The 25,520-nt window shown below is 71.3% G+C and carries 24 protein-coding genes; 13 read left to right on the top strand and 11 right to left on the bottom strand.

All coding sequences use genetic code 11. The features are described 5' to 3' along the window. Positions 1 to 65: 65 nt before the first annotated feature. The 7 genes from xylA to ABD663_RS08320 all read left to right on the top strand — a co-directional run bounded on the left by xylA (position 66) and on the right by ABD663_RS08320 (position 6,880). Positions 66 to 1,253 (top strand): xylose isomerase, encoded by a 1,188-nt coding sequence (gene xylA / locus ABD663_RS08350; protein WP_344737521.1) that lies wholly within the window; start codon positions 66 to 68, stop codon positions 1,251 to 1,253. 1 nt (position 1,254) lies between these two features. Beyond that, positions 1,255 to 2,571 carry a xylulokinase gene (xylB, locus tag ABD663_RS08345; protein ID WP_344737520.1) on the top strand — a complete coding sequence of 439 codons (1,317 nt, stop codon included), beginning with the start codon at positions 1,255 to 1,257 and terminating at the stop codon, positions 2,569 to 2,571. Positions 2,572 to 2,581: 10 nt separating this feature from the next. Then, positions 2,582 to 3,307 carry a GTP pyrophosphokinase gene (locus ABD663_RS08340; protein ID WP_344737519.1) on the top strand — a complete coding sequence of 242 codons (726 nt, stop codon included), beginning with the start codon at positions 2,582 to 2,584 and terminating at the stop codon, positions 3,305 to 3,307. Between the two features lie 85 nt (positions 3,308 to 3,392). Continuing rightward, a complete protein-coding gene (locus ABD663_RS08335) occupies positions 3,393 to 4,229 on the top strand; it encodes a transposase (RefSeq protein ID WP_344737518.1) in 837 nt (278 codons plus the stop codon). 37 nt (positions 4,230 to 4,266) lie between these two features. Continuing rightward, entirely contained in the window at positions 4,267 to 5,472 is a 1,206-nt protein-coding gene (locus ABD663_RS08330; RefSeq protein ID WP_344737517.1) for a cation:proton antiporter, read from the top strand. A 4-nt stretch (positions 5,473 to 5,476) separates the two neighbouring features. Further along, positions 5,477 to 5,980 carry a glutaminase gene (locus ABD663_RS08325; RefSeq protein ID WP_344737516.1) on the top strand — a complete coding sequence of 168 codons (504 nt, stop codon included), beginning with the start codon at positions 5,477 to 5,479 and terminating at the stop codon, positions 5,978 to 5,980. Between the two features lie 75 nt (positions 5,981 to 6,055). Continuing rightward, entirely contained in the window at positions 6,056 to 6,880 is an 825-nt protein-coding gene (locus tag ABD663_RS08320) for a tryptophan-rich sensory protein (RefSeq protein WP_344737515.1), read from the top strand. On the opposite strand, the gene ABD663_RS08315 is transcribed toward ABD663_RS08320, so the two are convergent. Continuing rightward, positions 6,828 to 7,565 carry a type 1 glutamine amidotransferase family protein gene (locus tag ABD663_RS08315; RefSeq protein WP_344737514.1) on the bottom strand — a complete coding sequence of 246 codons (738 nt, stop codon included), beginning with the start codon at positions 7,563 to 7,565 and terminating at the stop codon, positions 6,828 to 6,830. The genes ABD663_RS08320 and ABD663_RS08315 overlap by 53 nt on opposite strands. A 184-nt stretch (positions 7,566 to 7,749) precedes the next feature. Between ABD663_RS08315 and ABD663_RS08310 the strand changes: the two genes are divergently transcribed. From ABD663_RS08310 to ABD663_RS08295, 4 genes are read left to right on the top strand one after another with little or no spacing between them, the layout of a single operon-like run. Further along, positions 7,750 to 8,367, top strand: coding sequence for an RNA polymerase sigma factor (locus tag ABD663_RS08310; RefSeq protein WP_344737513.1), 618 nt, complete (start codon positions 7,750 to 7,752; stop codon positions 8,365 to 8,367). Further along, a complete protein-coding gene (locus ABD663_RS08305) occupies positions 8,357 to 8,827 on the top strand; it encodes a hypothetical protein (RefSeq protein ID WP_344737512.1) in 471 nt (156 codons plus the stop codon). Before ABD663_RS08310 ends, ABD663_RS08305 begins: the two co-directional genes overlap by 11 nt. A 59-nt stretch (positions 8,828 to 8,886) precedes the next feature. Next, on the top strand, positions 8,887 to 10,545 hold the full coding sequence (locus ABD663_RS08300; RefSeq protein WP_344737511.1) for a S8 family peptidase: 1,659 nt from the start codon (positions 8,887 to 8,889) through the stop codon (positions 10,543 to 10,545). Positions 10,546 to 10,585: 40 nt separating this feature from the next. Further along, positions 10,586 to 13,051, top strand: coding sequence for a CHAT domain-containing protein (locus ABD663_RS08295; RefSeq protein WP_344737510.1), 2,466 nt, complete (start codon positions 10,586 to 10,588; stop codon positions 13,049 to 13,051). 212 nt (positions 13,052 to 13,263) lie between these two features. Here the strand turns inward: ABD663_RS08295 and ABD663_RS08290 are convergent, their stop codons facing one another. Then, positions 13,264 to 13,977, bottom strand: a complete 714-nt coding sequence (locus tag ABD663_RS08290) for a LysR substrate-binding domain-containing protein (RefSeq protein WP_344737509.1) — start codon at positions 13,975 to 13,977, stop codon at positions 13,264 to 13,266. A gap of 34 nt (positions 13,978 to 14,011) precedes the next feature. Between ABD663_RS08290 and ABD663_RS08285 the strand changes: the two genes are divergently transcribed. Beyond that, on the top strand, positions 14,012 to 14,404 hold the full coding sequence (locus ABD663_RS08285) for a DUF1304 domain-containing protein (protein WP_344737508.1): 393 nt from the start codon (positions 14,012 to 14,014) through the stop codon (positions 14,402 to 14,404). Positions 14,405 to 14,417: 13 nt separating this feature from the next. Here the strand turns inward: ABD663_RS08285 and ABD663_RS08280 are convergent, their stop codons facing one another. The 3 genes from ABD663_RS08280 to ABD663_RS08270 all read right to left on the bottom strand — a co-directional run bounded on the left by ABD663_RS08280 (position 14,418) and on the right by ABD663_RS08270 (position 17,025). Then, the gene (locus ABD663_RS08280) at positions 14,418 to 14,999 is read right to left on the bottom strand and encodes a thermonuclease family protein (RefSeq protein WP_344737507.1); all 582 of its coding nucleotides are present in this window, start codon (positions 14,997 to 14,999) and stop codon (positions 14,418 to 14,420) included. Between the two features lie 123 nt (positions 15,000 to 15,122). Beyond that, complete coding sequence (locus ABD663_RS08275) at positions 15,123 to 15,530, bottom strand: transferase (protein WP_344740195.1); 408 nt, start codon at positions 15,528 to 15,530, stop codon at positions 15,123 to 15,125. A 133-nt stretch (positions 15,531 to 15,663) separates the two neighbouring features. After that, the gene (locus tag ABD663_RS08270) at positions 15,664 to 17,025 is read right to left on the bottom strand and encodes an aspartate aminotransferase family protein (protein WP_344737506.1); all 1,362 of its coding nucleotides are present in this window, start codon (positions 17,023 to 17,025) and stop codon (positions 15,664 to 15,666) included. Between the two features lie 157 nt (positions 17,026 to 17,182). Here ABD663_RS08270 and ABD663_RS08265 point away from each other — a divergent pair, with 157 nt between their 5' ends. Beyond that, positions 17,183 to 18,805, top strand: coding sequence for a PucR family transcriptional regulator (locus tag ABD663_RS08265; RefSeq protein WP_344737505.1), 1,623 nt, complete (start codon positions 17,183 to 17,185; stop codon positions 18,803 to 18,805). A 93-nt stretch (positions 18,806 to 18,898) separates the two neighbouring features. Here ABD663_RS08265 and ABD663_RS08260 read toward each other — a convergent pair whose 3' ends face one another. The 6 genes from ABD663_RS08260 to ABD663_RS08235 form a co-directional block, all read right to left on the bottom strand. Next, on the bottom strand, positions 18,899 to 19,249 hold the full coding sequence (locus ABD663_RS08260; RefSeq protein ID WP_344737503.1) for a cupin domain-containing protein: 351 nt from the start codon (positions 19,247 to 19,249) through the stop codon (positions 18,899 to 18,901). Beyond that, on the bottom strand, positions 19,246 to 20,676 hold the full coding sequence (locus ABD663_RS08255) for an NAD(P)/FAD-dependent oxidoreductase (protein ID WP_344737502.1): 1,431 nt from the start codon (positions 20,674 to 20,676) through the stop codon (positions 19,246 to 19,248). The genes ABD663_RS08260 and ABD663_RS08255 overlap by 4 nt, the downstream gene beginning before the upstream one ends. A 37-nt stretch (positions 20,677 to 20,713) precedes the next feature. Then, positions 20,714 to 22,372 (bottom strand): amidohydrolase, encoded by a 1,659-nt coding sequence (locus tag ABD663_RS08250; protein ID WP_344737501.1) that lies wholly within the window; start codon positions 22,370 to 22,372, stop codon positions 20,714 to 20,716. 102 nt (positions 22,373 to 22,474) lie between these two features. Then, on the bottom strand, positions 22,475 to 23,383 hold the full coding sequence (locus tag ABD663_RS08245; protein ID WP_344737500.1) for an ABC transporter permease: 909 nt from the start codon (positions 23,381 to 23,383) through the stop codon (positions 22,475 to 22,477). Continuing rightward, on the bottom strand, positions 23,380 to 24,315 hold the full coding sequence (locus ABD663_RS08240; RefSeq protein ID WP_344737499.1) for an ABC transporter permease: 936 nt from the start codon (positions 24,313 to 24,315) through the stop codon (positions 23,380 to 23,382). Before ABD663_RS08240 ends, ABD663_RS08245 begins: the two co-directional genes overlap by 4 nt. Next, positions 24,308 to 25,492 carry an ABC transporter substrate-binding protein gene (locus ABD663_RS08235; protein WP_344737498.1) on the bottom strand — a complete coding sequence of 395 codons (1,185 nt, stop codon included), beginning with the start codon at positions 25,490 to 25,492 and terminating at the stop codon, positions 24,308 to 24,310. Before ABD663_RS08235 ends, ABD663_RS08240 begins: the two co-directional genes overlap by 8 nt. Positions 25,493 to 25,520: the final 28 nt, after the last annotated feature.

Below are 25,520 nucleotides of genomic sequence, written 5' to 3'. Positions count from 1 at the left end.
CGGGGTGGACGAAGCCGCCGCGCTGGTATAGGTTGTTGTTCGCAACAATTCCGCGAAGGAGCGCCATGCCCACCCCCACCCGCGCCGACAAGTTCTCGTTCGGCCTCTGGACCATCGGCTACAACGGCACCGACCCGTTCGGCGGCCCGACCCGGCACGCGCTCGACGTCGTGCACGCCGTCGAGAAGCTCGCCGAGCTCGGCGCCTACGGCCTCACGTTCCACGACGACGACCTGTTCGCGTTCGGATCGACCGACGCGCAGCGTCAGACCCAGATCGAGCGACTCAAGGGTGCTCTGGCCGACACCGGCCTCATCGTGCCGATGGTGACCACCAACCTGTTCTCAGCACCGGTGTTCAAGGACGGCGGATTCACCTCGAACGACCGCCAGGTGCGTCGCTACGCGCTGCGCAAGGTGTTCCGCCAGCTCGACCTCGGCGCCGAGCTGGGCGCGAAGACCTTCGTCATGTGGGGAGGACGCGAGGGCGCCGAGTACGACTCGGCGAAGGACATCCGCGCGGCGCTGGAGCGCTACCGCGAGGCTGTGAACCTGCTCGGCGACTACGTGACAGACAAGGGCTACGACATCCGCTTCGCGATCGAGCCGAAGCCGAACGAGCCGCGTGGAGACATCCTGCTTCCGACCCTGGGCCACGCGATCGCGTTCATCGACTCGCTCGAGCGGCCCGAGCTGGTGGGCCTGAACCCCGAGGTCGGGCACGAGCAGATGGCCGGACTGAACTTCGCGGCGGGCATCGCGCAGGCGCTCTACCACGGCAAGCTCTTCCACATCGACCTCAACGGCCAGCGCGGCATCAAGTACGACCAGGACCTCGTGTTCGGACACGGCGATCTGCACAACGCGTTCGCGCTCGTCGATCTGCTCGAGAACGGCGGTCCCGGCGGGGTGCCCGCCTACGAGGGCCCCCGCCACTTCGACTACAAGCCGAGCCGCACCGAGGACGAGACCGGCGTGTGGGATTCGGCGGCCGCGAACATGCGCACATACCTGCTGCTCAAGGAGCGCGCGGCGGCGTTCCGTGCCGACCCCGAGGTGCAGGAGGCACTGGCCGCCGCGAAGGTCGACGAGCTCTCGGTGCCGACCCTCGCCGACGGCGAGTCGTACGACGACTTCCTCGCCGACCGGTCGGCCTTCGAGGACTTCGACGCCGACGCCTACCTCGGTGGCAAGGGCTTCGGCTTCGTGCGCCTGCAGCAGCTGGCCACCGAGCACCTGATGGGCGCGCGCTGACGTGAGCCTCGTGATGGGGGTCGACTCGTCGACCCAGTCGTGCAAGGTCGTGATCGCGGATGCCGCGGCGCCGGCCTCGATCGTCCGCGAGGGGCGTGCGGCGCACCCCGAGGGCACCGAGGTCGACCCTGCGGCCTGGTGGGCCGCCCTGCAGCGGGCGATCGACGCCGCCGGAGGCCTGGCGGACGTCGAGGCGTGGTCGATCGGCGGGCAGCAGCACGGCATGGTCGTCCTCGATGCCGAGGGCCGCGTGATCCGCCCGGCCCTGCTGTGGAACGACACCCGCTCGGCGGGCGCGGCGGCCGACCTGATCGCCGAGTTCGGCGCCGCCGAACTCGCCCAGCGCACCGGCCTCGTGCCGGTGGCATCCTTCACGATCACGAAGCTGCGGTGGCTGCGCGATCATGAGCCCGACCACGCTGCCCGCGTCGCCGCCGTCGCGCTGCCGCATGACTGGCTCACGTGGCGCCTGCGCGGCTTCGGACCCGCCGACGAGTCGCCACGGGGGCCTGTGCTCGACGAGCTCGTGACCGACCGCTCGGATGCCTCCGGCACCGGGTACTGGAACCCCGAGACCGGCGACGCCGACCGCGACCTGCTCACGGCGGCACTCGGCCACGACGCCGTGCTGCCACGCGTGCTCGGACCCGAGGAGTGGGTGACCGATGCCGACGGTCGGCGCGTCGGGTCGGGCGCGGGCGACAATGCCGGCGCAGCCCTCGGCCTCGGGGCCGCCCCCGGCGACGTCGTCGTCTCGATCGGCACGAGCGGCACGGTCTTCGCCGTGAGCGATGAGCGCACGATCGACCCGACGGGAACCGTCGCCGGGTTCGCCGACGGCACCGGGCGGTTCCTGCCGCTGGTGGCGACCCTCAACGCCGCACGCGTGCTCGACGCGATCGCGCGGTTGCTCGGCGTCGACCACGACGAGCTCAGCCGGCTCGCCCTTGCTGCGGCATCCGGCGCCGACGGCCTCGCGCTGCAGCCGTACTTCGAGGGTGAGCGCACCCCGAACCTGCCGGATGCGACGGCGACCCTGAGCGGCATGACGCTCGCCTCGACCACCCGCGAGAACCTCGCGCGCGCTGCCGTCGAGGGGATGCTCGGCGGACTGGCCGCGGGACTCGATGCCCTGCGCGGGCTCGGGGTTCCACTCCGCCGTGCCCTGCTGATCGGCGGCGGCGCTCAATCCGAGGCGGTGCGCGCGATCGCGCCCGTCGTGTTCGGGATGCCGGTCGACGTTCCGCCGCCCGGCGAGTACGTCGCGCTCGGCGCGGCGCGCCAGGCTTCACAGGCGCTTGCAAGTTCCGCTTCCTAGCCTGGAGGGCATGCCGACTCCCGCGCCTCCCGCGTCCGCCTCCCCCTCCGAAGACCTCGAGATCCGCGTGTCGCCGGCCGAGTTGAGGGAGCTGCGCGACGAGCTGCAGCGGTTCCTCATGGAGTACCGGTTCGGGTTGCGCGAGATCGAGACGAAGATCGAGATCCTGCGCGAGGAGTTCCAGCTCGTGCACGACTACAACCCGATCGAGCACGTCTCGAGCCGTGTGAAATCTCCCGACAGTCTTGTCGAGAAGGTGCAGCGCAAGGGTATCGACGGCGACCTGCCGTCCATTCGTGCCGCCATCACCGATATCGCCGGCATGCGCGTGACGTGCAGCTTCGTCGCCGACGCCTACCGTCTCTTCGACCTGCTGGTCGCTCAGGACGACGTGCGGCTGGTGCAGGTCAAGGACTACATCGCCAAGCCCAAGCCCAACGGCTACAAGAGCCTTCACGCGATCGTCGAGGTGCCGGTGTTCCTGTCCACGGGGCGCATCGATGTGCCTGTCGAGGTGCAGTTCCGCACCATCGCCATGGACTTCTGGGCGAGCCTCGAGCACAAGATCTACTACAAGTACGACGCGCACGTCCCCGGCGAGCTGCTGGCGAGCCTGACGGATGCCGCGGATGCCGCGGCCGAGCTCGACGAGCGCATGGAGCGGCTCCACCGCGAGATCCGCGGCGGTTCCGGCACGCCGCCGATCCCCGGCACGTCGCGCGTCCTGCGCGCCTGACCGCGGCCGGGTCGGGCGCACCGCAGTCATCCGCGTCATCCGGACAGGCCCTGCGCTCACACACGGTACGCGCGAGAATGGGCGGATGCCGCAGGCCACCGCCGACGCGCTCGACGAGATCGCCGCCGAGCTCTACGCTCTCACCCCCGCCGAGTTCACCGCCGCGCGCAACAGCCGGGCGGCGCTGGCCGACCCCGCACTGGCGAAGCGTCTGAAGGCCCTCCGCAAGCCGGTGATCGCCGCCTGGACCGTCGACCTGCTCGCGCGGGAGGGTCAGCTCGGCGACGCACTCGACCTCGCGGCTGCCCTGCGTGAGGCGCAGGACGACCTCGATGCGGCCGAACTCGCGCGGCTCGGCAGGCAGCGGCGGCAGCTGGTCGCCGCACTGGCGGCGCAGGCGGTCGAGCTCGCGGCCGACCGCGGGGTCACGGTGAGCGCCGCGGCCGTCGACGACGTCCGCAAGACCATCAACGCGGCCGTGATGGACGCCGCCGCGGCCGCCGCCGTGATGACGGCACGGCTCGTCGCGCCCCTGGAGGCGGGGTCGGTCGACGATGACACCCTCGCCGCCGCCGTCGGCGGCTCGGTACCGGGTGTCGTCGTGGCGGCGCCCGCCGACGACCTCGCCGAGCGGCGAGCGCGGAAAGCCGCTGAGAAAGCGGCGCGCGAGGCGGACCGCGCCGCGAACGAGGCCGAGCGCGAGCACGGCAGGATCGCGACGCGGCGCGACACGGCGCGTGAGCGCGTCGATCACCTGCGCGAGCGCATCGACGACATGCGCCGCGACCTCGCCCGCCTCGAATCCGACGAGGCCGAAGCCGCGCGACGGCTCGCCGAACTCGACGCGCAGGAGCGGGCGGCGGCGTCCCGCGCGAAGGACGCGCGGGGCCGCGCGCAGGCGGCCATGCGCACCCTCGAGTAGGCCCGCTGCGTGACGGCGACGCCAGTACGCTGGCCCCATGGAGTCGAGCATGCCGTCGCTGCTGGTCATCAGCGCGCTCGCGGTGCTCGCACCGCTCGCGGCCCGCGGCATCGGACGCGTTCTGCGCGTGCCCATCATCGTGTTCGAGCTGATACTCGGCATCCTGGTCGGACCGAGTCTGCTCGGCTGGGTCCAGCCGTGGGCGTTCATCGAGGCGCTCAGCGACTTCGGCCTCGCGCTCCTGTTCTTCGTGGCGGGTACGGAGATCCAGGCGAGCGCCCTGCGCGGGCGCACCGGCCGTCGTGCCTGGATCGGCTGGTTGATCAGCATCGTCGCGGGGATCGCGATCGGGCTGATCTTGCTGTCGGGCGAGGCGGCGGTCATCGTGGGGATCGCGCTGGCGTCGACGGCGCTGGGCACCCTCATCCCGATCCTGCGCGACGCCGGCGAGCTGCGCACCCCGTTCGGACAGTCGGTGAGCGCCGTCGGCACGGTCGGAGAGTTCGGTCCGCTCGTGGCGATCTCGGTGTTCCTCGGTGGGCGGAATCCCGGTCTGGCGACGCTCGTGCTGCTGCTGTTCGCCGTGATCGCGGGCCTGGCCGTGTGGTGGGCGATGAAGGTTCCGCAGGGCAGGCTCCACGCGTTCGTCGATGCGACGCTGCACACCTCCGGCCAGTTCGCCGTGCGGCTCGTGCTCCTCATCCTCGCCGCTCTGGCCGTGTTGAGCATCGCCCTCGAGATCGACATGCTCCTCGGCGCGTTCACCGCGGGCATCCTGTGGAAGCTGCTCATGCGCGAGGCCGACGAACGCACCCGCGAAGCGGTCGACAGCAAGATCGAGGCGGTGGCGTTCGGCTTCCTCGTGCCGATCTTCTTCATCTACACCGGGGTCACCTTCGATCTCGAGGCACTCATCGCCGAACCGGTGCTGCTGTTGTTCGTGCCGGTCACCCTGGTCGTGCTCCTGGTCGTGCGCGGGCTGCCCTCGATGCTGGCGGCGCCCGCGGGCGCGTCGGGCCGAGAGCGGGTCGCGGTGATGCTCATGGGGGCCACGGCGCTGCCGATCATCGTCGCGGTGACCGCCATCGGCGTGAGCGAGGAGATCATCCCGTCCTCGCACGCCGCGGTGCTGGTCGGCGCGGGCATGCTGTCGGTGCTGCTGTTCCCGCTCCTCGCGACGGCCGTCCGGGGCACCGGACTCAAGCGCGACCGGTCGCGCCCGATCGAGGACGACGCCGCGTGACCTGATGGCCGAAGCGATCATCCCCCTGCTGGATGCCGCACGCCGACGCCTCGCACACTGTCCGCGCGAGGCGCTCGGCGAACTGATCCAGCCCCGGCGCCTGCTGGGGATCTCCCGCGCGCCGCGCATCGTGCGGCGCGGAGCGGCGTGGCATCTGGGGACGGTGCTGCTCGCGGACGATCGGATGCTGCTCGTCGGAGAGATCGTGCGTGCGCGCCCCGACGTGCGCCGTGGCTATACCGCCCAGTCGCAGCGTGAACGGGCGGGCCTGGCCGCGGCGGCGCACCGTGGCGGCTTCGCCGAGGGCGAGATCGTCCATCTCGGCTGGCAGGAGCTGGATCTCGATGCGGCGGCGACCGGGGCCGCATCCGGACCGCTGCGCACCGTCGACGGCGTGCCGATGATCCGGTGGAGCACAGCGGGCGGCTATCAGCCGCTGGAGCGCTATCTCGATGACCGGATCGAGCTCGCCCTGCACGCTCCGGACGGCACGACCGACCGACCCTGATCTGCGACCTGCCAGCATTCGCGCATCGTGTCAACACCCCCCCGGTCGCGGGCCCGGACGCGTACCGTCGGCGGCATGGACTCCCCTCCCAACGACCTCGCCCGCCGCATCGGCGTCATCGCCGCTGCGTCGTTCATGATCATCGCCGCGCTCGTCGGCACCGGCGCACTCGGCGGCACGCCGGTGCAGGACCTGCAGAACGGTGCACTCGACACCGACGGCTCGTACCTGGCTCCCGCCGCCTCGGCGTTCTCGATCTGGTCGGTGATCTACCTCGGGCTCATTGCCTACACGGTGTGGCAGGCGCTCCCGTCGCAGCGCACGGATGCCCGTCAGCGGGCGCTCGGCTGGTGGATCGCGGCGACCATGGTGCTCAACGGCCTGTGGCTGGTGACCGCCCAGTTCCTCACGCTGCCGCTCACGGTCCTCATGATCGCTGCGCTCACCGCGGTGCTGGCGTTGACGTTCCGCCGCGCCGTCGTCGTCGCGCCGCCGGTCGGCTGGCTCGACCGGCTGCTCATCGACGGCGTCACGGGCCTGCACCTCGGCTGGGTGACCCTGGCAACCGCGGCGAACACGGCCGCCTGGCTCACGCAGATCGTGCCGGCGGACTGGGAGGCCGCTGCCGATGTGTGGGGGGTGGCCGTGCTGCTCGCCGTGGCGGTCATCGGCGTCACGATCCCGGCGGTCACCGGGCGACTCGCGCCCGGTCTCGCGCTCGCGTGGGGCCTGTCGTGGCTCGCTGTCGCACGTCTGACCGGTGAGCCTTCGAGCACCGTCATCGGCATCACCGCGCTGGTGGTCGCGATCGTGGTGCTCGCGGCCGGAATCATCGCGGCCGTGCGGGCTACGCGCCGAACTCCTTCGCGAACGCGCGAAGGAGTCGCTGCGGCTCGGTGACCGACGCCGCCGTCACGCGGGCCGCGATGACCTCGAAATCGCGCGCCTCGAAGTACCCGTCGTCGCGGTAGATCTGCATGCGCTCGACGAAGGCCGCTCCGGTCGGCTCGGGGTGGAACTGCGCGGTGTAGAGGCGGTCTCCGACGCGGTAGCCCTGCACGGGGCATCCGTCGTTCTCGGCGAGCAGCACGGCTCCCGCAGGGGCGACCCCGGCACCTTCCTTGTGCGCGGTGAGAGCCCAGAAGCTGTCGGCCAGCGCTCCGTACACGGGATCGTTCGCGGCGTCGGCCGTCAGGCGTACGGCGACCGGGCCGGTGTCCTCGGGGAAGGCGCGGCTGACCTCGCCGCCCAGCATCCGCGTCACGACGCCGATGCCGTAGCACGTGAACAGTGCCGCCGTCTCGGACGCCGCCGCCCGCGCCGCGATCGTCTCGAGATCGGCTTCGAGGCGGCGCTGCACCTCGGTCTTGGTGGACTCGGGGTCGGTGACGTTGAACGGACTGCCGCCGATGACGAAGCCCGACCAACGGTCGAATGCGTCGGCCGGGAGCGGCTCGTCGACGAGATCCCACATGTCGAGGGCGCCGGGCTCGAGGCGTGTTCCGGCGCGGAAGGACTCGTACTCGGCGGCTGCCGCATCGGCCTGCGGTCGCACGCAGACGTACACCAGCGGACGCGTCGTCATCCCGCGATTCTAGGCCGCGGGTGCGATCCCCCCGAAACCCACTCGAGCGGACGGGTATGCACGCGACACGCCGTGTCGGGCGTGCATACCCGCCCGCTCGACAGGGGAGTACCCCGGAGTTCCGCGCGTCGTGTATCAGGTGCGGCCTATCGCGCTCGGGCGTGGTGTGGACAGAATGGGCCTTATGACGCACACCGGCGCCGAGGCATCCGTCGACTCGGTCGAACCGGCGCGCTGGGAGCGCGCCGCCGACCTGTTCCTGCGCTGGCGCGTGGGCGACAGCCGGGCGATGGACGACCTCGTGCGGCTGATGACGCCTCCGCTGTGGCATGTCGTGCGCGCCTACGGGCTCGACCGCCAGCTCGCCGAGGACGTCGTGCAGACGACGTGGATGACCCTCGTGCGCAAGCACGAGAGCATCGTCGATCCGCAGGCCGTGTCGGGGTGGCTGACGATGTGCGCACGCCGCGAGGCGTGGCGTGTCGGCAAACAGCACCGCAGAGCGGATGCCACCGAGGCCGAGACGCTCGAGCCCCATCTGCCCGTCCACCAGTCCGCCGAGCAGACCGCAGCCGACGACGATGAGTCGCGTCGCCTGTGGCTGGCCGTCGGCGGGCTCGACGAACGATGCCAGCGGCTGCTGCGGATCGTCGCGTTCGAAGACCGGCCCGACTACGCGCGCATCTCCGAGGATCTCGGGATGCCGGTGGGGTCGATCGGACCGACGCGGCAGCGCTGTCTGGGCAAGCTCCGCGCCGCTCTCGGGGGCGACGGATGGGGAGGCGATCACGATGGAAAATGACGGAACCGTCAGCGACGGGCAGCTCTTCGCGCGGATGCGCGATCACTGGCAGCGCATCGATCCGGTGCCCGCCGACCTCGTCGACCGCATGGTCGCCGCGGTCGCGGTCGAGGACCTGACGCGCGAGTACGCGCTGCTGACGCTCGTGGAGGGCGCCGAGCTCGCTGCGGTGCGCGGCGAGACCGACACCGCCACGCTGCAGTTCAGCGACGGCAAGACCAGCGTGCTGCTGCACGTGTCGGCCACCGATCAGGGTGGTCGCAGGGTCGACGGATGGGTGGATGCCGCTCCTCTCGCGATCCGACTGGTGCATGCGGACCGCGAGTGGGCGGCCGAAGCCGGCGAGAACGGCCGGTTCGCCTTCGACGAGGTGACACCGGGCGTGGTGCGGCTGCGCCTGGTGGTGAAGGACGACGTCGGCGAGATGCGCGAGTTCGAGACACCCCAATTCGAAGTATGACCCGACGAGAGCGGATGCCGCGGCCAGGGGCCCCGGCATCCGCTGTGTGAGGAGAAGACATGAGCACTCTGGACCCCGACGACCCGGCGCGCGGCTCCGCGGGCGACCGGCACGGCACGTGGAGGGAGCGCTATCGCGCCGCGCGCGGCGAGGGCGTGCCGCTCGATCCGCGCAGCGAGCCGGTCGAGGGCGTCGACGCGTACCCGACCGACTACGCGCCCGACCACCTGCTGATCACCGCGGTCGACGACGTCGAGGCCCTGCTGACGCTGCTGCGTCCGGCCGCCGCGGACTTCGGCTGGGGCATCGCGCTGCGCAACCTCGACAACACCCCGGTCGAGCTCGACGTCGCCCTGGACCGGGCTGAACGCGGCCGCCGCGAGTTCGATCTGCCCACGATCTACCGCGTTCAGATCTTCCCGTCTCCCAGTCCCGATCGCGACGACCAGCCCGTGCCTCCGATCGACGCGTGGCGGCTGCTGCAGCGGGCGCGCGCCCGCTCCGGCGTGAAGCGCCTGCGCCGGGTCACCCTCGACCACGTGCTCACCCTGGACCCCTTCGGTGGCAAGACCAATCCCTTCGGCGGCAAGACGAATCCGTTCGGCGGCAAGACCAATCCCTTCGGTGCGAAGACGAACCCGTTCAGCTCGAAGACGAACGGCCTCGACTCGTATGAGTGGGCGGGCAGCGGCGGCCGCCAGGTCGTCGACTACGTCGGCCCCGGGCCGACCCGCACCGGGGCGCTCGCCCGCGGGGGGCGCCGGCCCGTCGTGGCCGTGCTCGATACGGGCTGCGGCCGGCACGAGTGGCTTCCGGACGACATCGTCACCCGCTATCCCCGCACACCGGACGGCGTCGTGATCGGCGAGGACGACCCGGCGACGGACCCCGAGACCGTCGGCGACCTCGCCGGTCCGTTCGACGGTGCCCTCGACGGATCGGCCGGGCACGGCACGTTCATCTCGGGCGTGGTGCGACAACTCAGCCCCGAGTCCGACATCATCGCCGTGCGCGTCGCCGACAGCATGGGCAACGTCCTCGAAGGCGCGTTCCTGCTGGGCGTGCGCAGGCTCGTCAAGGCGATGCTGACATCGCCGCGCAAGGGCGGACGGGCCGTCGATGTGATCAACCTCTCGATCGGCTACTACCACGAGACCCCGGACGACGGACTGTTCGACCAGACGCTCGCCGAGCTGCTGCTTCGCGCGCGTCGTACGGGATGCGCCGTGGTCTGCTCGGCGGGCAACGACGCGACCGATCGGCCGACGTTCCCGGCGGCGCTGTGGCCCTGGGGGCCCGAGGTGGTCGTGCCCGACTCGCGCTCCGCCGCGCCGCACGTCTCGGTGGGTGCGCTGAACCCCAACGGGACGGTGGCGCTGTTCAGCAACATCGGCCCGTGGGTGAAGACGTACGCGCCGGGAGCCGCCGTGTTGAGCTCGTTCCCTGCCCTCAACGGCGGAATGCAGGCCGAGGTCCGCAACGACCGCGAAGGCCTCCGGCGCGAGTCGATCGATCCCGACGACTTCCGCGGCGGGTTCGCTCTGTGGAGCGGCACGTCCTTCGCGGCACCGTACGTCGCGGGCATGATCGCCGCCGGCATCTCCGACGCCCTGATGAGCGGAAAGGTCTCGGACGACAAAGCCCGCATCGCGCACACGCGCAAGGTCTGGAAGGCGGTCGAGAAGGATCTGCTCGCGATGAGGCGCGGACCGCACTGATCCCACGCGCCGCGCACCCCGCGCACGGCATGATGGGCGGATGGGCAGATCGGCCGAGGCGCTCCACCACGACGCGGTCGACCTGACCAATCGAGGACGCTTCGGCCAGGCGCAGCACCTGCTCGCACGCGCCGACGCACTCACGGACGACCGCGACCTGCGTGCCCGCATCGCGGGCACGCAGGCCCTCATCCACGCACGGTCGGGCGACCTCGTGCGTGCCGAGTCGGTGGCGTTGGCCGCGTGGGAGACGGCGGGCCTGTCCGACGGCACCATGGCGATCCTCGCGGGTCAACTCGGTTCGATCGCCGAACGCGCGGGGCGCCTCGACGATGCGGATCGCTGGCTCACGCGCGCGATCGACGCTCTCGACGACGGCGTGGCGCGCGCCAACCTGCTCGTCAACCGGGGTGTTGTCGGCATCGAGCGACGCGACCTCGCCCGAGCCGCTGCCGACACGCGGGCCGCCGCCGAGATCTACGCAGCCGAGGGGCTCGACGTGGATGCCGCGGAGGCACGCCACAATCTCGGCTACATCGACCTCCTGCGCGGCGACGTCGTCGCCGCACTCGCCGAGATGACGCGTGCGCATCCGGTGCTGGCCCGTGCATCGAAGGCGGGGGCCGCCATCAGTGCGCTCGACCGCGCCGAGGTCCTGCGCGATGCCGGTCTGCTGCGCGAGGCGGAGGAGCTCTTCTCCGACGCCGCCGATGCCCTGGCGACCATGCGCATGCCCAAAGAGCGCGCCGAGGCCGAGTTCGCGCTGGCCACGTCGCTGCTGCGCAACGATCCGGTGCGGGCCCGGCGCATCGCAGCCTCAGCCGCACGTCGCTTCCGTCGTGCGCGCAATGAGCGGTGGGCGGTGCGGGCCGAAGGCATCGAGATGCGGGCGCGTCTCGCTGCAGGCGCCGTCTCGACGCGCGGCGAGCGGGTGCCGGAATCGGCGCGCTCGCCGCGTCCCGAGGCGGTCGCCGCGCTCGTGGACGCGCTGCGCGGGCACGGGATGCCGGTCGATGCGACGGCGCTGCGCCTCGCGCACGAGCTGTGGCTGGCGCGCCGCGGACGCGTGCCCGCGGTGCGCACCGTGCGCACGCCCGCGAACGCACCGATGGACCTGCGCCTGCTGGCGCACGAGGTGCGCGCGGTGCGGGCCGCCGCGCGGAATCGGCCCGCGCAGGCGCGACGACATGCCCGTGCGGGTCTCGAGGAGCTGTTGGGGTGGCAGCGCCGGTTCGGCAGTCTCGACCTGCAGACATCGGTCGTGTGGATGGGGCACGGGCTGATGGGTGAGGGCCTGCGTTCGGCGGTCGGATCGGGCCGGCCGGATGTCGTCTTCGAGTGGTCGGAGCGCGCCCGGCACCTCACCCTGCAGGTTGCGCCCCTGCGCCCCCCGCCCGACCCCGAGCTGGCCGCGGAACTCGCAGAACTGCGGATGCTGCGCGCCGACGGCGATGCCTGGATGAGCGACCCGCGCGCCACCGAGCTGCGCAACCGGGCGCGGCAGCGGCAGTGGTCGGAGACCGGCTCGGCCCAGGTGCACGGCAGGGCGACCCTCGACGAGGTGCAGGGCGCCCTCGACGACGCGACCGCTGTCATCTCGTTCGTCTACTCGGGCGAGGGGCTGTCGGCGCTCGTGGTCACCGCACGGCGGGTCTCGCTCGTAGCCCTCGGCGACTGGTCGGACGTGCGAGCGCTTCTGCCCGGACTGCGCAGCGACCTCGACATGGCCGCCGCCGTGCAGCACGGCCCACTCGCCGCCGTCGTCCGTCGCTCGCTCGACGAGCGCGTCGGCGCGCTGTCGGCGCGCCTGCTGGATCCCATCCTGCCGGCGATCGGCGACCGCCGCCTGGTCCTGACGGCACCGGGCGTACTCAACGGCATCCCGTGGGCGATGATGCCCGCCCTTCATACGCGCGTGCTCACCGTGGCCGGATCGGTCTCGCGCTGGCTCCAGGCGGGGCGCGACCTCGTCGTGCCGTCGGCTGCCGGGTTCGCCGTGGGCCCGCGGGTCCCTCGCGGCGCCGAAGAGGCACGGACGGCCGCGGCGTCGTGGCGCGACGGGCAGCTGCTCGACCCTGCCGCGATCGCGGGTGTCACCGGCCTGGCGGAGCGCGTCGACGTGCTGCATGTCGCCGCGCACGGACGCCACGCCGCCGACAACCCGATGTTCTCGGGTCTCGAACTCGCCGACGGCACCCTGTTCGGCTACGACATCGACCTCATCGAACGCGTGCCGGGGACGGTGGTCCTGTCGGCGTGCGAGGTCGGCCGCTCCTCGGTGCGATGGGGCGAGGAGGCGGTCGGGATGACGCGCATCTGGCTGCACGCCGGCGCGCGCTGCGTGATCGCCGCGCCCGTGGTCGTCGCCGACGACGACGCGTGCGAGCTCCTCGGTGGACTCCACGCGGGGCTCGCGTCCGGGGAGCCCCCCGCCGTGGCTCTCGCCGAAGCCGCGCGCCGCACCGGCATCCGCGCCCCGTTCCAGGTGCACGGCGCAGGTTTCTGAAAAAATCCCGCGTCCGGTGTATCAGGGGTGCGGTCGCCTGCTCCGACACTGTGGAAAGGCTCGATGACCGGCACCGGGGGGCGTCGGAACTGGGAGCGGAGTCCCTGGGGCGCCATCGGCGAGGACTCCGCGAGCCGGACCACGGAGGATGTCGCAGAGACCCAGGTCGGCGACATCCTCCGTCTTCGTCTGCGCGCCCGGCCCTGGGGCATTCAGCCGCGTGACGAGTTCGCGGTGCGCCCCCGCACGATGCCGACGAACGTGTCGACGGCGGGAGTGGTGCGAGACGCGTGCCATGCCAGCGCGACCGTCGAGGTCGGGCCGTCGCGCAGCGGCCGGAAGGCGACGTCGCGCCGGTGGTGCAGCCGCGCCAGCGACATCGGGACGATCAGCACCCCCACCCCGGCGGCGACGATCTCGACGGCGTCGGCGGTCGTCGCCGGCGGGTCGAACGCGGCGGGCGCGGCATCCGGCGCCGTCACGGCGAGCACGTCGTCGGCCGGTGCGATGACGACCTCACCCGCCAGATCGTCGAGTTCCAGCTCGTCGGCGGCCGTGAGGTGCGACTCGGCCGAGCACACGACGACCGGAATCTCGTCGTACAGCGGGATGACGTGCAGGTCGGCGCGATCGATCGGCAGGCGCACGAGGGCGGCGTCCAGGTCGTCCGCATCGAGCGCCGAGCGCTGGTCCGAGACGGCGATCTCGCGCAGCACGAGCGGGGTGCGTGGCATCCGCCGGCTCCACGCGTCGATCCACTTCCCCAGCGTCGCACCGGGGATCGCACCCAGCACGAAGCGTTCGGGCGGTGGGGGTTCCGGCGTCGGGGCGGACGCGGGCGAGGCACGCCGCGCGCGCGGCGGTGCGGCGCCGGTCGCGCGCTTCGGGCGCGGCGTCCTTCCGGTTCCCCCGCGTCCTCTGGCCACCAGGCCAGCGTATCCGCAGCGGTATCGTTCGCTCATGATCGCGATCTTCGCCACCGTCGTCGCCGCGCTCGCGGCGCTGCTGCACGTGTACATCTTCATCATGGAGAGCGTGCAGTGGACGCAGCCGCGCGTCTGGAGGCGCTTCGGCGTGCGCGACCAGGCGTCTGCCGAGACCGTGCGGCCGATGGCCTACAACCAGGGCTTCTACAACCTCTTCCTGGCGATCGGCGCGGTGATCGGCCTCGTTCTGTACTGGGTCGGCGTCGACGGCATCCGGGCTGCCGGGGTCGCGCTGGTGCTGTTCAGCCTGGGGTCGATGCTCGCGGCCGCGCTCGTTCTGCTGACCACAGGACGCGCCTATCTTCGGGCGGCGGCCATCCAGGGAACGCTGCCGCTCCTCGGCTTCGTGCTGATGCTGTTCGCGTGATCCGCCCGCTGCCTCAGCCGCACGCGCCCCAGCGCCCGACGCCGGCCGACTGCGCGTCGGCTTCGAGGTCACGCAGCAGTGGTTCGTAGAGGACGTTCGGAGCGTAGACCTCGACGCGCGCGGCACCCTGAGCCACGAGCTCGGCATTGATGAACGTGCCGTCCGCGGTCCAGAGGTAGAGCAGGTGACGGTCGTACTGGTCGCGCACCTCGACGTCGGGCGAGGCCCAGATCGTCGCGCCCGGCGGCGCGAACTCTTCGAGCACCGCGGTCGCCTGCGACCCCCAGCACTCGAGGTCTGGCGAGATCTCGGGGGTGTCGATGCCGAGCAGACGGACCCGTGTCGATCCGGTGTCGGTGACGACATCGTTCGGCCGGGTCACGTGTGCGCGCAGCGTGTCGCCGTCGTGGACGCTCTCGACGATCATCGCGAACGCGTCGGCCGGCAGGTCTGGCGCCTCGGATGCCGCGGGCGCGGGCGGATCGGCATCCTGCACCTCGCCGATCGTCGCCGTGCACGCCGACAGCCCCACCGCTCCGGCGATCAGCAGCACCGTCGCCGCGATCCCCGCGCGGGTGATCGCGGAACGTGTCATACCGGCACCCTAACTGCGGCTGCCGACGCTCCCGTCACGAGGTTCGGAGCATCTCACGAACCTCGGAGCCATCGTGGCGATGCGGTCCGAACTCCGTGTAGATCTCCGGAGTCGATGTTCGCGTCAGGCTGCCAGACGCAGACCTCGCGGGTCGGTGGCGACCTGTTCGCCCTCGCCGATAGTCTCGTCGTCGCCGATGAGGGAACCCACGGCCACGCGGGCGTCCGGTCCGACCTGGGTGCGGATGCCGATCTTCACCCGCGCGCCGATCGCGGCGCCCGGGCCGATGTGCGCGTGGGGGGCGATCTGGGCCTCGGGGCCGATGACGGCGTTCGACTCGACCCAGACGCCGCGCCCGATGCGTGCACCGGCGGCCACCTGGACCCCCGGTTCGACGTACGCTCCGGCTTCGACGGTCGCGCTCGGGTGCACCTTGGCGCCGTGCGCGATCAGACCCCGACCGTTGGCGTGCTTGCGGTACCGAAGCACCTCGCCACTGTCGTTCTCGATGTCGACGTAGTTCTTGCCCACTGTCCCCTCCTTCGGCACGGTCATTGCGCCGAGTAAAGGAACAACCTCATGCCGCAGGGTTCTATTCCCTCGCATCGGAGGGAAACCCGGGGGGTCTTGCGCGCGGGGCGGGGTGACGCTAGGCGACCGACCGTCAGCGCGTGTGCTCGTCGGCGGCCGACAGCGCACGGTCGATGACGTCGAGACCGCGCACCAGCTCGTCCTCGTCGATCACCAGCGGCGGCGCGACGTGCAGCCTGTTGAAGTGCGTGAACGGCCACACGCCGTCGCGCCTGCAGGCCGCCGCGACCGCGGCGACGGGTGCGGCATCCGCTCCCGACGCGTTGAACGGCGCGAGCGGCTCGCGCGACTCGCGGTCGCGCACCAACTCGATCGCCCAGAACAGGCCGAGACCGCGGACGTCGCCGACCGACGGATGCCGCGTCGCGATCTCGCGCAGGCGCGGCTCGACCACGCGGGAGCCCAGGTCGCGCACGCGCTCGAGGATCCCGTCGCGCTCGAAGACCTCGAAGGTCGCCACGCCCGCGGCGCACGCCAGCGGATGCCCCGAGTAGGTGAGGCCGCCGGGGAAGGCGAGGGTGTCGAAATGCGAGGCGATGCGATGCGAGATCACGACGCCGCCGAGCGGCACATAGCCGGAGTTCACCCCCTTCGCGAACGTGATGAGGTCGGGCACGGCATCGAAGGCCTGGAAGGCGAACCACTCGCCGACGCGGCCGAACCCGACCATCACCTCGTCGGCGATCCAGACGATCCCGTGACGGTCGCACAGCTCGCGGACGCCGGCGAGGTAGCCCGGAGGCGGCACGAGGACGCCATTGGTGCCCACGATCGACTCGATGACGATCGCCGCGATGGTCGAGGCGCCCTCGAGCACGATGGTCTGCTCCAGGTGCTCGAGAGCGCGCTGGGTCTCTTCTTCCGGCGTCGCCGCATGGAACGCCGAGCGGTACGGGTACGGGCCGAAGAACTTCGCGACCGAGCCGTCGCCGGGCTCGTTGGGCCAGCGGCGCGGGTCGCCGGTCAGCGAGATCGCGGTCGTGGTGTTGCCGTGGTAGCTGCGGTACATCGACAGCACCTTGCGCCGGCCGGTGACCAGGCGCGCCATGCGCACGGCGTTCTCGTTCGCGTCGGCGCCGCCGTTGGTGAAGAAGACCTTCTCGAACCCCGCGGGCGCGACGCCGGCGATGCGGCGCGCGAGTTCGCCGCGCACATCGTTGGCCATTGACGGCTGGATCGTGGCGAGGCGGCCGGCCTGCTGCTGGATCGCGGCGACCAGATCCGGATGCTGGTGTCCGAGGTTCAGGTTCACCAACTGCGAGCTGAAGTCGAGGTAGGCGTTGCCGGCGTAATCCCAGAAGGTCGACCCCGCGCCACCCGCGACGGGGAGCGGATCGATGAGCGCCTGCGCGCTCCACGAGTGGAAGACGTGCGCTCGGTCGTCGGCACGGACGCGCGCGTTCCTGTCGAGGTCGGAGTCGGCGATGAGGGTCATGGCGTCCTTCGCGGGCTGTCTCGGGGGTGGGAGCAGGCGTCCCGGACAGATCGACCGGGCATCGTCTAGGCTGTTGTCGTCCCAGTGTGTCAGAGCAGATCGGGCGATACAGGTGGCCGAACGTCGCGAAGAGCAGGCGATCCAGACGGATCGTCCGATGGCGCGCTCCGCCCTCGAGACGCTACCCACCGTCCGCGAGGTCCTCGGTCTCGACGCGGTCGCCGAGGGCGTTCCCGAGGTCGTCGTCGGCGACACCGCGCTCGATGCGCGCGTGCGCTGGCTGCACGTGTCCGACAGCGCGGGCGTCGCACGACTGCTCGACGGCGGCGAGCTGCTGCTGTCGACCGGCTCGCAGTGGCCCGCCGACCCGTCGGAGCTCGCGCGCTTCGTCGGCGAGCTGGCCGATGCCGGGCTGTCGGGGCTCGTGCTCGAGCTGGGCACCCACTACCGCTATCTGCCGGCCGTCGTCGCGAAGGCCGCCGCAGAGCGTGGGTTGGCACTGGTCCTGCTGCACCGCGAGGTCAAGTTCGTCACGGTCACCCAGGCCGTGCACAGCCGGATCATCGCCGGTCAGACCGACGCCCTGCGTGCGCGCGACGAGGTGCGCGAGCGGTTCACCGCCCTCGCGCTGCGCGGGTCACCGGCCGACTTCATCGTCCATCAGCTCGCTCAGACGCTCGGTGCCCCCGTCGTGCTCGAGAACCTCGCCTACGAGGTCGTCGCCGCCGAGGTGCCCCCGGTGATGGAGGAGGAGCTGTTCACCGACTGGGAGCTGCGGTCGCGGTCGGCGCACCGACGCGCGCAGCAGCGTCGCGAACGCGGCGCGGCCGCCGGCGCCGACGACTGGCTCGTGGTGCCGGTCGAGGCGCGCGGCATCCGCTGGGGGCATCTGCTCGCGCTGCCCGGTCCCACGCATCCGGCCGGACGCTCGGCGGTGCTCGAGCAGGGCGCGATCGCGCTCGCGGTCGGACGCCTCGCCGACGGCGAGGAGGAGTGGGCGCGCATCAGCCGTCGCCGCCTGGTCGACGCTCTGCTCGCCGGCCGGTTCATCGGGGCGGGCGGCGTCGCGGCGCGGCTGGAGGCATCCGGTCTTCCGATGCAGCGCTCGACTCTGTACGGCGTGATCCTCGCGGGAGCGTCGGTCGGAGCGACGACGGCGGATGCCGCAGCCCGCGCGCTCGGCGGTCGTGCGCTGGTCGGGTCGGCCCCCGACGGGGTGCCCGCACCCGCGGCGACCGTGCTGCTGTCGGTGCCGTCACACGCGACGTTCGACGACGATGCCGCCCTCGCCTTCGCGACCGCCGCGATGGAGAACGCGGCGACGGCCGAGCCGGATCGCCTCGTCGTGTCGGTGGGGCGCGCCGCAGAGGGTCTCGAGGGTGCGTTGGTCTCGCTGCAGGAGGCGGTCGATCTCGCGCGCGGACGTCGACGGCGCCCCGGCCGGGGCCCGCAGCTGCGCCGGGCCGAGAACCGGCCGCTGGTGCAGTTGGTGACCGCGCTGCGCGACGACCACCGCGTTCTCGAGCACGGCGAGCGGATGCTCGAGCCGCTCATCGTGCACGACCTCGGCCGTGGCGGCGATCTGCTCGACGTGCTCGAGGCGATGCTCGCGCATCCCGGCAACCGCACCGCCGCCGCATCCGCGTCGCATCTGTCCCGCTCGGTGTTCTACCAGCGCATCGCGCTCATCGAGCAGCTGCTCGACGTCGATCTCGACGACGGCGAGACCCAGACCGCGCTGCACCTCGCGCTGCTGGTGCGCCGCAGCGCCGGCCGCTGACCCACCCCGCCCCGTCGTCGAGCGGACGTGTATGCACGCGACACGCCGGCGGAAGCGGGCGATCCCGTCCGCTCGACCGCAGCACGGCGGCGGTCAGGGGGCGATGTAGACCTTGCGGAGGGTCTCGCGCACCGTCCAGACCGTGCGCATGCCCGCGCGCAGGCGCACCACCGATCCGGGGCGGAGGTCGATGGACTCGAGTGCCGGGTCGTCGAACGCGACCGTCGCCGACCCGGCGACGACGACGAACAGCTCGTCTGCCTCGGTGTCGCGCATCGCGCCCGGGGTCATCTCCCACACACCGACCTCGGCGCCGTCGAGTTCGGTCAGCTCGACGAAACCGGTGGTCGGCGAGCCGTCGACGATGAGAGACGCCGGCACCGGCTCGTGGTCGAGGGCGACGGATGCGGCATCCGCCACCGTGCCCGCTTCGAGACCGGTCACGAGTCGAACCCCAGCCCGAGCGCATCGAGCGTTCTGAGCAGCACATTGCGTCGGCCGCCGTTGTGGTCGGCGCGGTCGAGCGACCACCGGGTGGCATTGATGCCGATCGCGGCGGCCGGCTCGGGCGGGAACGGGAGTGGACGCCGGCGGACCATCTCGAGTTCGGTGCGCTCGGTGCGTTCGCCCGACAGCAGATCGAGCATGACCTCGCCCGCGAACCGCGCCGCCCCCACGCCGAGTCCGGTGAACCCGGCCGCGTAGGCGACCCGTCCCTCGCGGGCCGTGCCGAAGAACGCGCAGAACTGGGTCGACGTGTCGATGGCGCCGGCCCAGCGGTGGCTGAAGCGCAGCCCCTCGAGTTGCGGGAACGTCGTGAAGAAGTGGCTCGCGAGGCGCTGCCACGACTCCGTGCGGTTCTCGTAGGCCGAGCGCACCCTGCCGCCGTAGTGGTACACCGCGTCGTAGCCGCCGAAGAGGATCCGTCCGTCCTGCGTCGGCCGGTAGTAGTGGAACTGGTTCGCCATGTCGCCGATTCCCTGGCGATCGCGCCAGCCGACGGCATCCCACTGCTCCTGAGAGAGCGGCTCGGTCATCAGCACGTAGTCGTAGACCGGAACCGTCATGAGCGCGTTGCGGCGCAGCAGCGACGGGAACACGTTCGTGGCCAGCACGACGCGGTCGGCGGTGACGGCGCCGTCGGCCGTCAGCACCCGAACGCGCGTGCCGCTGGAGTCGATGGACTTCACCAGCGAGCGCTCGAAGATCGTCGCACCGCGCTCCTCTGCCCCTTTCGCGAGTCCCGCGGCCAGGCGCGCCGGGTGCACGATCGCGTTGTTCCGCTTGTGCCAGACCGCTCCGAGGTAGGTCGGCGAGGCGATGGACGCCTGCACCGCGGCTTCATCGAGGAACACCGTGTGCTCGTCGGCATCCGTCAGCTCTTCGCGCAGCCACTCCAGCTGGTGCGGCTCGACGGCGACGTCGAGCTCGCCGACCCGCTCGAACTGCGCGTCGACGCCCCACTCGGCGAGGTCGGTCTCGAACGCGTCCAGGTTCGCCATGCCCATGCGCTCGAGCTGCTCGATCTCGTCGGGCCACCGCGAAAGGCCGTTGTCGTACCCGTGGGTGAGGCTCGCCTCGCAGAACCCTCCGTTTCGTCCGGATGCCGCCCACCCGACCGTCCGCGCCTCGACGATCGCGACGCGGAGCGAGGGGTCTCGGCGCAGCGCGTGCATCGCGGTCCACAACCCGGTGTAGCCGGCGCCGACCACCACGAGGTCGGCGTCGTGCTCGCCGGCGAGCGCAGGACGGGCGGGGACGAGGTCGTCGGGCAGATCGTCCAGCCAGAAGACGCTGTGCGCCGCGCCTTCGAGGCTGCGCGAGATGACGGATGCTGCGGGGGGATGCCGTTCGAAGACCGTGGTGCCCACGGCTATCACTTCCTGTTCGGTGAGGGTGGGATGGATCTCAGGTGGCGTCGTCGGCGGCGTAGACGCGCTCGCCCTCGACGAAGGTCTGCAGCACGCGCGTCGCGCCGATCTGGTCGGGCGGGCCGGCGAAGGGGTCGCGGTCGAGCACGGCGAGGTCGGCGAACTTGCCGACCTCGATCGTGCCGGTCACATCGTCGAGGTGGTTCGCCCACGCCGAACCGGCGGTGTAGGCGGTCAGCGATGAGCCGAGGTCGATGGCCTGCTCGGGCAGGAAGACGTCGTACTCGCCCTCCTCGTGGCCCGGCGCGGCGAGACGGTTGACGGCGACGTGGACCGCCGCGAGCGGATCGGGCGAGGTCACCGACCAGTCGCTGCCGGCGCACAGCACGGCGCCCGAACGCAGCAGATCGCCGAACGGGTACTGCCACGCGCTGCGGGTCTCGCCGAGGAACGGCATCGTGAGCTCGACCATCTGAGGTTCGAGCGCGGCCCACAGCGACTGCATGTTCGCCCCGACGCCCAGGTCTCGGAACCGGTGGATGTCGTCGGGGTGGATCACCTGGATGTGGGCGATGTGGTGGCGATTGTCGGTGCGGCCGTTGCGCGCGATGGCGAACTCGACGGCGTCGAGGCACTCGCGCACGGCGCGGTCGCCGATCGCGTGGAAGTGCACCTGGAAGCCGTCGGCGTCGAGCAGCGGCACCGCCTCGTTCAGGATCTCGGGCGGCACGAACGAGATGCCCGAGTTGTCGGTGCGGTGGCCGTGCCCGTCGCAGTACGGCTCGAGCATCGACGCGGTGAAGTTCTCGGGTACGCCGTCCTGCATGATCTTGATGCTCGTCGCGGCGAAGCGTCCTGCCTGGAAGCGCTCGCGCCGCGCGCGCAGCGCGGGGATCTGCTCGAGGCCCGCCTTGCGATCCCACCACAGCGCGCCGATGACGCGTGCGGTGAGCGTGCCGTCGGCGGCTGCCTTCATGTATGCGGGCGCCGGGTCGCCGGCATCGCCGTAGGAGCCGACGATGGCGTCCTGCCACGCGGTGATGCCGTACGAGTGCAGAAAGCGCTGGCCCACGAGCAGCGCCTCGGTGAGCCGGTCGAGCGACTCCTCGGGCAGCAGCCGGTTGACCAGGCTCATCGCACCCTCGTGCAGGGTTCCCGAGGGGGTGCCCGTGGCGTCCCGCTCGATGCGCCCGTCGGCGGGGTCGGGTGTCTCCCGGTCGATGCCGGCCAGTCGCAGCGCCGCCGAGTTCACCCAGGCTCCGTGTCCGTCGCGGTTGGGCAGGAACGCCGGCCGGTCGGGGACGACCGCGTCGAGCGCGGCAGCCGTGGGCGTGCCGCCGGGGAACGCGGCCATGCCCCAGCCGCCGCCGAGCACCCACTCGTCGTCGGGGTGGGATGCCGCGTACCGGCCGATCGCGTCGAGGTACTCGGCCGCCGTGCCCAGCGCCGACAGGTCGCAGCGCAGCATGTCGAGGCCGCCCCACACCGGGTGCACGTGTGCGTCCTGGAAGCCGGGCACCAGCATCCGCCCGGCCAGATCCACCACCTCGGTGTCCGGACCGATCAGGTCGTCCAGGTCGCCCTGCGACACGGCCACGATGCGACCGCCCGCAACGGCCACCGCCCGTGCGCGGGCGCGCACGGTGTTCGCGGTGAAGACCGCCCCTCCCGTGAAGACGGTTTCTGCATACGCCATCCGACGTCCTTTCCGTGAGACTGCACCCGTTCGCCGAGACTGCGGCGGATGCCGGCGGTCTCGGCCCGCGGATGCAGTCTCGGGGTTTCGGTCCGCGCCGGATCAGCCGCCGGTCATCGTGCGGGCGATCTGTGTCGCGGAGTCACCCGCACGCTTGAGCACGAGCGCCACCAGGGCGAGGGCCACCAGCGTGAGCAGCAGCATGATCGTCGACACGGCCGCGATCTCGGGCCGAAGGCCCGAGCGCACCGCGCTGAGCACATACACCGGCCACGGCGTCGTGCCTGAGACCTGGACGAACGCGGCGATGATCGTGTTGTCGAGGCTCAGCGTGAACGCCAGCAGGAAGCCGGCGAGCACCGCCGGCATCGCGAGCGGCAGCGTGATGCGGCGGAACGTCGACAGCGGCTTGGCGTACAGGTCGGCCGAGGCCTCTTCGAGGTTGGCGTCCTGGCCGATGAGACGGGCGCGGACGATGTACGACACCACCGCCGTGGCGAACAGCGACGAGCCGACCGAGAGGCGCACGATGCCGTCGTTGAAGATGGTGAGGCCGAGATCCTGTCCGAGCAGCACCATCCACGGCAGCAGGGCTACCGCGTCGACGATCTCGGGGGTCACCGAGACGAACAGCAGCAGACCCAGGAACCACCACGACCATTTGCCGGGGTAGCGCGCCATCGCGATGCCGGCGAGCGTGCCGATGCCGGTCGCGATGATCGCCGCGATGAAGGCGGTGATGAGCGAGACGCGCACCGCGTTCTGGATGGCCGGCTTCTCGAGGATCGTGAGGAAGGCGTCGAAGCCGAAGCCGTCCCACGCGACCAGCAGACGACCGGTGTTGAACGAGTAGATGACGATCACGATGATCGGCGCGAACAGGAAGAGCATGACGAGCACGCCCCACACGCCGAGCGCGATGTCCGACCACGAGCGGTGCTTGCGGGCGCGAGGGGCCGGGGTTCCCGCGCTGCGCTCGCGCAGGATCGTCTCGGTCTGGGTCACGGTCATGCCGGCACCTCCTCACGGGCGGGGGAAGCCGCCTCTGTCGGCTCCGGATCGGGGGCGGGTCCCAGAACCAGCCTGTTGTACCGCTGGAACGGAAGGAGCACGAGCCAGATGATGAGCCCGGCGACCGCGATGGTGAGCACGATCACGAGCATCAGCACGACGGCCATCGCCGAGCCGAGGGCCCAGTTCTGCGCCGTCTGGAACTGGCTCGCCACGAGCTGCCCCACCATGTTGCCCTGCGCGCCGCCCAGCACCGTCGCGGTGATGTAGTCGCCCATCAGCGGGATGAACACCAGCAGCACGCCGGCGATGATGCCGGGCCGCGCGAGCGGCAGCGTGACGCGCATGAACGTCGAGACCTTGCCGGCGCCGAGGTCCTTCGACGCCTCCCGCAGGGCCGGGCCCACACGGTCGAAGGCGACGAACAGCGGCAGGACCATGAGCGGCAGGTAGTTGTAGACCACTCCCAGCAGCACCGCCGCCCGCGAGTACAGGATGTCGAACGGTCCGCCGATGATCGGCGCGAAGAACTGCGACACCGCCCCCTCGGGCGACAGGATGATCTGCCAGCCGATCGTGCGCACCAGGAAGTTCGTCCAGAACGGCACGAGCACGAGGGCGATCAGGATGCCGCGCCGTTCGGGGCGCACCTTGAAGGCCATCCAGTACGCGACCGGCGCGCCGATCGCGAAGCAGAGGATGGTGCCGATGACGCCGACCCACAGCGTGTTCTGGAAGGTCACGAAGAACGTCGGCGAGAGCGCCTCGGCATAGCGGTCGAACGACAGGATGTCGGTCGCGTGGGTGCCGAAGATGCCCGGCTTGTAGCCGAAGCTGAAGTACACCACCATCAGCACGGGGGCGACGAAGAAGAGCAGGAGCCACGCCCACGCGGGGACGGCGAGCGCGGCTCCGGCGGACCGTCTAGGCACCAGCGGCGGCCTTCATCTCGTTCCAGATCTCCACACGACGCGCCTGCGAGTCGTTGAGCTCCTGCTCCTTCATCGTCGCGAGCTGCTCGGGCGTGAAGAACATGAGGTCGAGCAGCTCGAGGCCCTCGTCGGCCGCGGCCTGCTCCATGTCCTTGCCGCCGACGTTGTAGCCGATGTAGTCGAGGTTGAGCATCAGGTTCTCGGGCGTCATCGACCAGTTGATGAACGCGTGGGCCGCCTCAGGGTGGGGGGCGCCCTCGGCGATCGCCCAGTTGTCCATCCACAGCTCGGTGATCGGGCCCGGCAGCACCCACTGCCAGCGGTCGGGGTCGCTGCTCTCCATGAGGCCGAGGCGCGCATCGCCGTTCCACGACTGCATGAGCGCGTGCGTGCCCTGCGGGATCGCGTTGCTTCCGGCATAGGAGTCGAATGCCGAGATGTGCGGTGCGATCTCATTGATGAGGAAGTCCGCGCAGGCGTCGAGCTCGGCCGGGTCGTCGGTGTTCCAGTCCATGTCGTTGGCCCAGAAATAGGCGCCGATGATGCCGGCGGGGTCGTCCGACATCGAGGTCTTGCCGCTCGCCTCGTTCTGGGCGGCGTCGAAGAAGTCGGCCCACGTGGTCAGCTCGCGCGTGATGACGTTCTTGTCGTAGACGTACCCGGTGGTGCCCCACGCCTTGCAGACCGAGTAGTTGTTGTCGGGGTCCCACGACCGGCTGAGGTAGGCCGGATCGAGGTTGGCCATGTTGGGGATGAGCTCTTTGTTGAGCTGCAGCAGCAGTCCGTTCTCGATCATCTGCGGGATGAACACACCGGTCGGCACGATGATGTCGTAGCCCGAGGTGCCGCGCGCCGCGATGAGCTTCGCGATGAGCTCCTCGTTCGACGAGTACGAGTCCATCGTGATGCGAGGACCGAGCTCGGCTGTGAACGAGTCGATGACGTCGGGCGAGTCGTAGTCGCCCCACGTGTAGATCGACAGCTGGTCTTCGAGGGTTCCGCCGGTGGCCTGCGCGGTGGGAGACGTGCTGCCGCTCGGGGTGCACGCGGCGAGCACGGCGGCGCCGCCGGTGAGGGCGGCGAGGCTCAGGAAGCGGCGGCGCGAGAGCTCGTTGCGGATCCGATCGGCGGACTCGGCGGGCGCGAGGATGCGCAAGGGGCTGCGTGAGGTGGTCATCGTGGTCTCCTGGTTCGGGTGGTGGACC

It is taken from the genome of Microbacterium awajiense (assembly GCF_039536545.1).
Lineage (GTDB): Bacteria > Actinomycetota > Actinomycetes > Actinomycetales > Microbacteriaceae > Microbacterium > Microbacterium awajiense.
Note: the sequence above shows the minus strand (reverse complement) of the source record. Positions and strands in the feature narration are given on the sequence as shown.

Coding starts and splice junctions, on each gene's coding strand:
- xylA (WP_344737521.1), top strand. CDS start 66: ATGCCCACCCCCACCCGCGCCGACAAGTTCTCGTTCGGCCTCTGGACC.
- ABD663_RS08340 (WP_344737519.1), top strand. CDS start 2,582: ATGCCGACTCCCGCGCCTCCCGCGTCCGCCTCCCCCTCCGAAGACCTC.
- ABD663_RS08335 (WP_344737518.1), top strand. CDS start 3,393: ATGCCGCAGGCCACCGCCGACGCGCTCGACGAGATCGCCGCCGAGCTC.
- ABD663_RS08330 (WP_344737517.1), top strand. CDS start 4,267: ATGGAGTCGAGCATGCCGTCGCTGCTGGTCATCAGCGCGCTCGCGGTG.
- ABD663_RS08325 (WP_344737516.1), top strand. CDS start 5,477: ATGGCCGAAGCGATCATCCCCCTGCTGGATGCCGCACGCCGACGCCTC.
- ABD663_RS08320 (WP_344737515.1), top strand. CDS start 6,056: ATGGACTCCCCTCCCAACGACCTCGCCCGCCGCATCGGCGTCATCGCC.
- ABD663_RS08315 (WP_344737514.1), bottom strand. CDS start 7,565: ATGACGACGCGTCCGCTGGTGTACGTCTGCGTGCGACCGCAGGCCGAT.
- ABD663_RS08310 (WP_344737513.1), top strand. CDS start 7,750: ATGACGCACACCGGCGCCGAGGCATCCGTCGACTCGGTCGAACCGGCG.
- ABD663_RS08305 (WP_344737512.1), top strand. CDS start 8,357: ATGGAAAATGACGGAACCGTCAGCGACGGGCAGCTCTTCGCGCGGATG.
- ABD663_RS08300 (WP_344737511.1), top strand. CDS start 8,887: ATGAGCACTCTGGACCCCGACGACCCGGCGCGCGGCTCCGCGGGCGAC.
- ABD663_RS08295 (WP_344737510.1), top strand. CDS start 10,586: ATGGGCAGATCGGCCGAGGCGCTCCACCACGACGCGGTCGACCTGACC.
- ABD663_RS08285 (WP_344737508.1), top strand. CDS start 14,012: ATGATCGCGATCTTCGCCACCGTCGTCGCCGCGCTCGCGGCGCTGCTG.
- ABD663_RS08280 (WP_344737507.1), bottom strand. CDS start 14,999: ATGACACGTTCCGCGATCACCCGCGCGGGGATCGCGGCGACGGTGCTG.
- ABD663_RS08270 (WP_344737506.1), bottom strand. CDS start 17,025: ATGACCCTCATCGCCGACTCCGACCTCGACAGGAACGCGCGCGTCCGT.
- ABD663_RS08265 (WP_344737505.1), top strand. CDS start 17,183: ATGGCGCGCTCCGCCCTCGAGACGCTACCCACCGTCCGCGAGGTCCTC.
- ABD663_RS08250 (WP_344737501.1), bottom strand. CDS start 22,372: ATGGCGTATGCAGAAACCGTCTTCACGGGAGGGGCGGTCTTCACCGCG.
- ABD663_RS08245 (WP_344737500.1), bottom strand. CDS start 23,383: ATGACCGTGACCCAGACCGAGACGATCCTGCGCGAGCGCAGCGCGGGA.
- ABD663_RS08235 (WP_344737498.1), bottom strand. CDS start 25,492: ATGACCACCTCACGCAGCCCCTTGCGCATCCTCGCGCCCGCCGAGTCC.